Origin of the sequence: Arthrobacter sp. 2YAF22_2 (assembly GCF_052114645.1) — a bacterium.
Taxonomy (GTDB): Bacteria; Actinomycetota; Actinomycetes; order Actinomycetales; family Micrococcaceae; genus Arthrobacter.
Genome location: NZ_JBFRFD010000166.1, coordinates 1 through 6,688, shown reverse-complemented (window position 1 = coordinate 6,688; position 6,688 = coordinate 1). Strand labels below are relative to the sequence as shown.

8 protein-coding genes are annotated in these 6,688 nt (G+C 68.9%); 3 read left to right on the top strand and 5 right to left on the bottom strand.

Going from position 1 to position 6,688, the window contains the following annotated elements; all coding sequences use genetic code 11:
* The 3 genes from AB4Y86_RS08815 to AB4Y86_RS08805 form a co-directional block, all read right to left on the bottom strand.
* Window positions 1-736: PrpF domain-containing protein (locus AB4Y86_RS08815; RefSeq protein WP_441401874.1), on the bottom strand; the 736-nt coding region annotated here is incomplete at its 3' end.
* Entirely contained in the window at window positions 723-1,433 is a 711-nt protein-coding gene (locus AB4Y86_RS08810) for a 4-carboxy-4-hydroxy-2-oxoadipate aldolase/oxaloacetate decarboxylase (protein WP_441401873.1), read from the bottom strand. The genes AB4Y86_RS08815 and AB4Y86_RS08810, both read right to left, overlap by 14 nt.
* Window positions 1,430-2,161, bottom strand: a complete 732-nt coding sequence (locus tag AB4Y86_RS08805; protein WP_441401872.1) for a PIG-L deacetylase family protein — start codon at window positions 2,159-2,161, stop codon at window positions 1,430-1,432. The genes AB4Y86_RS08810 and AB4Y86_RS08805 overlap by 4 nt, the downstream gene beginning before the upstream one ends.
* Window positions 2,162-2,529: 368 nt before the next feature.
* On the opposite strand from AB4Y86_RS08805, the gene ligM reads away from it, so the two are divergent.
* Entirely contained in the window at window positions 2,530-3,942 is a 1,413-nt protein-coding gene (ligM, locus tag AB4Y86_RS08800) for a vanillate/3-O-methylgallate O-demethylase (protein ID WP_441401871.1), read from the top strand.
* Between the two features lie 25 nt (window positions 3,943-3,967).
* On the opposite strand, the gene AB4Y86_RS08795 is transcribed toward ligM, so the two are convergent.
* The gene (locus AB4Y86_RS08795; protein WP_441401870.1) at window positions 3,968-4,660 is read right to left on the bottom strand and encodes a GntR family transcriptional regulator; all 693 of its coding nucleotides are present in this window, start codon (window positions 4,658-4,660) and stop codon (window positions 3,968-3,970) included.
* Between the two features lie 60 nt (window positions 4,661-4,720).
* Here AB4Y86_RS08795 and AB4Y86_RS08790 point away from each other — a divergent pair, with 60 nt between their 5' ends.
* A complete protein-coding gene (locus tag AB4Y86_RS08790; protein ID WP_441401869.1) occupies window positions 4,721-5,533 on the top strand; it encodes an NAD(P)-binding domain-containing protein in 813 nt (270 codons plus the stop codon).
* Window positions 5,534-5,551: 18 nt separating this feature from the next.
* Here the strand turns inward: AB4Y86_RS08790 and AB4Y86_RS08785 are convergent, their stop codons facing one another.
* Window positions 5,552-5,788: a hypothetical protein gene (locus AB4Y86_RS08785; RefSeq protein ID WP_441401868.1), complete on the bottom strand. Its 237-nt coding sequence runs from the start codon at window positions 5,786-5,788 to the stop codon at window positions 5,552-5,554.
* A 184-nt stretch (window positions 5,789-5,972) separates the two neighbouring features.
* Here AB4Y86_RS08785 and AB4Y86_RS08780 point away from each other — a divergent pair.
* On the top strand, window positions 5,973-6,688 hold a 716-nt coding region (locus tag AB4Y86_RS08780), incomplete at its 3' end, for an ATP-dependent DNA ligase (protein ID WP_441401867.1).

Genomic DNA, 6,688 nt, shown 5'->3' with positions numbered 1-6,688 from the left:
CGTCACCCATGCCCATCAGGGCGGCAGCGGCCCCGCGCAGCTCGGCGAGGCGTCCGGCCAGGCCGGCATCGGCCTCAAGGGCATCGGGGGATTCGCCGCCGCTGACGCCGAGATCGGCGGCACGCAGCAGCACGCTCGGCATGCCGTTGTCGACGCAGGTCATCTCCACGTCCAGCACGCGGTCCAGCACCTTGCCTGACGGGAACAAGGCCCCGGTCGACGAGCCGGCGGTGCCTTCGAAGTCGAGCTTGATCGCACCGGCCGTGCCGGGAACGCCGTCGATCACGAGGCCGCCGTCGTAGTCCACGACGCCGGCCGGGGAGGCGAAACGCGCGGTGGCGATGCTGTTGGTGTTGACCATCCGGATCCGCACCTCGGTGTGCCCGGCGCCGGCCGGGACCAGGCCGCGCTCGACAGCGAACGGCCCCACCCCGGCGAGGATGTTGCCGCAGTTCTGCCTGCTGCTCACGAACGCGGTGTCGACGCCCAGCTGCAGGAAGAGGTAGTCCACGTCGGCGCCGTCGTCGGGGGAGGCTGAGATGACGGCGACCTTGCTGGTGAGCGGGTGGGCCCCGCCCAGCCCGTCGATCTGCCGGGGGTCGGGGGTACCCATGATCCGCAGCAGCAGCCCGTCGCGTTCGTCAGGATCTGCCGGCAGGTCGGAGGCGAGGAAGTAGGCGCCCTTGGAGGTGCCTCCGCGCATGAGAATGCAGGGAATGCCGTCAATCCCGGCCATGGTCGGCCTCGTACTCCGCCGCGGTCAGGTAGCGGACACCCAGGGCGTCGAGCACGCCGCGGAGCCGGTTGCGGTCCAGGCTGAGTTCGCCGGCGCGGTACGCCGCGCGCGACTCGGCCTCCCGCGCAACCCGGGCGTCGGCGGCCTGGAGCGTGGCCCCTGCAGCACCGCGCGGCACGCAGAGCACGCCGTCGTCGTCGGCCACCATCACGTCGCCCGGGCGCACGACGGCGCCGCCCACCGTGACCGGAACGTTCACCGAGCCGGCAGTGGCTTTGACCGTGCCCTGGGCGTTGACCGCGGCGGACCAGACCGGAAAGCCCATCGCCCGCAGCTCGGCGGTGTCCCGGACTCCGCCGGTGGTCACAAGCCCGCGGACCCCCCGGCGCTGCAGGGCCGTCGCGAACAACTCACCGAACGAGCCGTCCAGTGAGGGCGACGTGGTGGTCACCACCAGCACGTCACCTTCACGGCACTGTTCCACGGCCGCGTGGATCATCAGGTTGTCGCCCGGCCAGCAGAGCACCGTGACAGCTGAACCGGCAATCCGGACGCCGTCCTGGATGGGCCGCAAGGTGGCCCCGACCAGGCCGCTGCGGCCCATCGCCTCGTGCACGGTGGCCACGCCGTGCGCCCCGAGCGAGTGGACGGTCGAAGCTTCGGCCCGCTCGATGTCGGTGACGACGACGGTCTTCATTCGAGGACCTCGGTGACCTGGGGGTAGTAGCGCATGTAGGCCTCGCCCCTGGTGTCCACGGGAAGGCCGAGGTTGGGGCCGGCATTGCGTTTGACCTGGACGCCGCGGCGCACGGCCAGTGAGGTGTAGTAGTCCCACATGTGCTGCTGGGCGGGCAGGCACTTCATCGCCCGTTCTTTGGCGGGAAAGGCGGCGGTGATGTCGAGCAGGACGTCGGGCTTGAAGTTGCACTGCTCGGGCTGGTGCGGCTCGAAGAAAAACACCGGCGGGGCGCCGAGCACCTCGCCGGGGGCGTCGTAGCCGATTGCCTGGGCCAGAATCCTGCCCTCGATCGCCAGCCTGGCAGCCGCCGGATGGTCGCCGTTGTACGGGTCAAGCAGCGGGTGCGTGAGCACGACGGTGGGCTGCACCCGGCGGTATATCCGGACGAGTTCATCAAGCAGCTCCCGGCTCGGCAGCAGCGGGTAGTCGCCGGCGTCGAGGAATTCGACTTCCGCCCCGAGGGCGGCGGCCGCGGCTTCGGCCTCCCCGCGGCGGAGCGCCTTAATCTCGTCCAGGGACTTTCCCGCCAGCCACTGGCTGGCGGATTCGCCGCGCTCGCCGTAGGAGAGGCAGACGACGACGGCGCGGTCGCCGCGGGCGGTGGCGGCGGCGATGGCCCCGCCGGCCCGCCAGACGAAGTCGCCGGCGTGCGCGCTGATGACGAGGACGGTGGCTCCGTTGCCCATGTTCGAGTCCTTTCCGGATCGTTCCCGCGTCGTCGCCGCCCGGCACCCGCGGACAGTGCCAGACAACCACGCTCTGGCATCTCGGTCAAGGCATCGGATACAATTTTGTTAGCAATCTGGATGTGAGGGGCGCTGGCTGGATTTCCCGTCCCACACCGAACGAAGGAGTTCACAGTGACGGATGTTCCGCAGTGTCGCAGAGCCTGCAGGCAGCCCTCGACCGGCTGGGCTCGCCGGTTGAACTTCTGCGCATCTCGCCATCGCGCCCCTACGTGTTTCCCTGCGCTCGTGCAGTACGCACGCGAAAGCTACCGCGCCGCCTAGCGGTGCGGCCCAGGCACCCGAATGAAACCGAAGGAGAATACCTGATGGCCCAGAAGTCCCTGCAGGATGCGCTCGACGCGGCGGGCAACACCGTCGAACTGCTTCGCAACTCCCAACTCGGCACGTATATCTACCCAGTGGTCCCTGCGGAGTTCACCAATTGGCGGCGCGAGCAGCGTGCCTGGCGGGAGACGGCCGTGCTCTACGACCAGTCCCACCACATGGTGAACTTCTTCATGAAGGGCCCGGACGCGCTCAAGCTCCTCTCGGACACCGGCATTAACAGCTTCGCGAACTTCCCCGTGAACACGGCCAAACAGTTCGTGCCGACGGCATCCAACGGCGGCGTGATCGGCGACGGCATCCTGTTCCACCAGGCCAAGGACGACTTCGTCTACGTCGGACGGGCCCCCGCGGCGAACTGGCTCCAGTTCCACGCCGAGACCGGCGGGTACGACGTCGAATGCGTTTATGACGACCGGTCGCCGTCACGGCCCTACGGCGAGGCCGTCCGGCGCGAGTACTACCGCTTCCAGATCCAGGGCCCGAACGCCTGGCAGATCATCGAAAAACTCAATGGCGCGACGCTGGAGCAGGTGAAGTTCTTCCACATGGGCCAGCTGGGGATTGCGGGCGAGCAGGTGCGCACCCTGCGGCACGGAATGGCCGGCGCCCCGGGGCTGGAGATCTGGGGCCCCTACGAGCAGCACGGGAAGATCCGCGACGCCGTGCTCGAAGCCGGCGCCGAATTCGGCATCGAACCCTGCGGCTCGCGTGCCTACTCCTCCAACACGCTTGAGTCCGGCTGGATTCCATCCCCACTTCCGGCGATTTACAGCAGCGACGCTGAACGCGCCTACCGTCAATGGCTGCCGGCTGCGAGCTACGAAGCGACCAATGCGCTGGCCGGCTCGTTCCTCTCCCCGAACATTGAGGACTACTACCTCACCCCGTGGGAGCTCGGCTACGGTTCGTTCGTGAAGTTCGACCACGACTTTATCGGCCGTGAGGCCCTCGAGAAGATCGATCCGGCCAGGCAGCGCAAGAAGGTCACGCTGGCGTGGAACGACGAGGACCTGGCCAAGATCTGGGCTTCCTTCCTGGACCGCGACACCCCCGGTTACCAGTCTTTTGACGTCCCCAATGCGAACTACGGCTCGTCGAATTACGACTCGGTGGTGGACGCCGACGGCGCGGCAGTGGGCCTCTCACTCTTCACCGGCGTGACGGCCAACGAGCGGCGCGGCCTGTCGCTGGCCACGGTGGATCCCAACGTGGAGGTCGGCACCGAGGTCCGCGTCGTATGGGGGGAACCCGACGGCGGGTCACGCAAGACCACGGTGGAACCGCACGAACAGCTCAGCGTGCGCGCCGTCGTGAGCCCTGTGCCCTACGCCGTCACGGCACGCACCGAGTACCACGGCGGATGGCGCACGGCGGGTGCTGCGGCCCACTGACGGGCGGCTGCCAGACACAGCGGGGTCAAGTAGCGGGTGCCTCGGATTCCGCCGCCGACACTTCGCGGAGGGCCTCGATGACGCTGAGCAGGTGGCTGCGCACCGCCCGCTCGGCGGCGTCGGGATTCCGGGCGACGACGGCGTCAATGATCGCGGCGTGCTCCAGCACCGAGACCTTCGCCCGCTGGGGACGTGACGACAACTTGAACTGGTGCCGGACGCTTTGGGCGTGCAGCCGGGCCAGGACGTCGGCGGCGGTGGCATGATGGCTGAGTTCGCGGATCCGGTTGTCGAGGGAGAGGTGCAGCCGCGAGTATTCGACCAGGTCGCCCTCGGCCACCGACTCGATCATCCGGGCCCGCAGGCGTTCCAGGGCCGCGGCGTCGTCGTCGGAAATGCTCGCGGCGGTTTTGGCGGCGCACAAGCCCTCGACGCCGATCCGCACTTCCAGGATCTCGATGGCCTCGTCAACGGAGATGGCCCGAACCCGGGAGCCACGGTTAGGAAGGCGTTCCACCAGGCCCTCGCCCGCGAGTTCGAGCAGTGCGGTGCGGACGGTAGCCCGGCTGGCCGAGAACGCCGCACTGAGGTCGGCCTCGATGAGACGCTGGTTGGGTGCGTACTCCCCCCGGATGATCGCGGCCCGGATGACGTCGGTGACCCGCTTGTCCACGGCGGCCGCCGCCTCCGGTAAAGGACCGCCAATTGCTGACGACATTTGCACTCAACTCCCGGAAATGACCGTACAAAGGAAGGAACCCCGATGCGGGACACCATTTTGTCTACAATCTTAGGAGCATCGGAGGGGAGTGCCCGCAAGCGCGTCGCAGTACTCGGTCTCGGCGAGGCCGGGAGCATCTATGCCGCGGACCTCGCCGGGCGCGGAGCGGCCGTGACGGCCACCGATCCCATGGCCGCTGCAACGCCGCCCGGGGTCACCCGCACCGGCAGCATCGCCGGGGCGGTGCGCGGCGCCGGCCTGGTGCTGAGCCTGGTCGGGGGACGGGCCGCGGAAGCCGCCCTTGAGGAGGCCCTCCCCGCGATGGAGCCGGCAGCCATCTTCGCCGACCTGAACACCGCCGGGCCCGCCGACAAGCAGCGGTTCGCCCAACGCGCGGAGCAGCACGGCATCGGGTTCGTCGACGTCGCCATCCTGGCGCCGGTTCCCCGCGCCCGGATCGCAACCCCCCTGCTGATCAGCGGCGCGGGGTCGGACGCGCTGCTGCCGGTCCTGGCCGGCTGGGGGATCCCGGCGACGAGTGCGGGCCGCGACGCCGGGGCGGCCGCCGGGCTGAAGCTGCTTCGGAGCGTCTTCATGAAGGGCCTTGCGGCCACTGTCCTTGAGTCCGTCACAGCCGCAAGGGCCGTGGGAGCCGAGGACTGGATCATCGGCCAGATCGCCTCGGAGCTGGGCCCGTCCGGCCCGGCGCTGGTAGCGCGGATCCTCGAAAGCACGCCGGTCCATGCCGCGCGCCGGGAGGCCGAGATGTCCGATGTGCGCTCATACCTTGAGACACTCGGAGCCTCCCATCCAATCACCGACGGCACCATCCAGTGGCTGCATTCGCTGGTACCGGGCAATGCTTCCTGACGGCGCCGGCGGCCCGGGTCAGGCCACCCGCCACAGGCTGCACTCGTCCGCGTTGACTGCCTTGCGGGTACCCGACTGCCGGTCCAGGATCCAGACAACGCCGATCCCGGGTGCGGTCTCTTGGACGCTGCCGCGGCGGATCACGACGTCGTCGTAATTCGGGCCGACGCGCAGCCGGGCTTCGATCTCGTCGCCGCGGTGCAGCTGATCGAGGGCACGGACCCGGGTTATTTGGGCTTTGGCTTCCTTCAACATGGCGGGCCTCCCGGACTGGAGCTGGTGCCTGCGCTTGCCGGCCCTTCCAGTGTCCGGCGCCAATGTTGCCGCTGCGTTTCCGGCCGGTAAGCGGTGCGTTAGTTTTCCGGCCCGGACCGGAATTCAAGGCGCCGGACCGGCGGGGGGATCGACGCGGGCGTCCTGCCACGCCAGAATAGGGCCTATGCGACTGCCGCTGATGCCCCCGATCGCGCCGATGTTGGCGAAAGCCGTGAGTGGCCTGCCGGACGGGCTGATGAGCTTTGAGCCCAAGTGGGACGGATTCCGTTCCATCATCTTCCGCGACGGGGACGAGGTGGAGATCGGCAGCCGCAACGGCAAACCCCTCACCCGCTACTTCCCGGAGCTTGTGGAGGCCCTGAAACTGAACCTCCCGCCGCGCGGCGTGGTCGACGGCGAGATCATCCTGGTTGGAGCCACGGGGGACCGGCTCGACTTCGACGGGCTCCAGCAGCGGATCCACCCCGCGGCGAGCCGGGTCCGTCTGCTCGCCGAGCAAACCCCCGCGAGCTTCGTCGCCTTCGACCTGCTGGCCCTCGACGAGGAGGACCTCACCGGCAGGCCTTTCGCAGAGCGCCGCGCGGCCCTGGAACGGGCCCTCGCGGGCAGTTCCGCGCCGGTCCACCTGACCGCGGCGACCGGGGACCGGGAGACCGCTGGACGGTGGTTCCGACAGTTCGAGGGCGCCGGACTGGACGGCATTATTGCGAAGGCCCTCGACTCGAAGTACCAACCGGACAAACGCACCATGTTCAAGGTCAAGCACGAACGTACCGCTGACTGTGTGCTCGCCGGCTACCGGGTGCACACCTCCGGCCCGGACCGGATCGGCTCGCTGCTGCTGGGGCTGTACAACGACGACGGCGTGCTTGCCAGCGT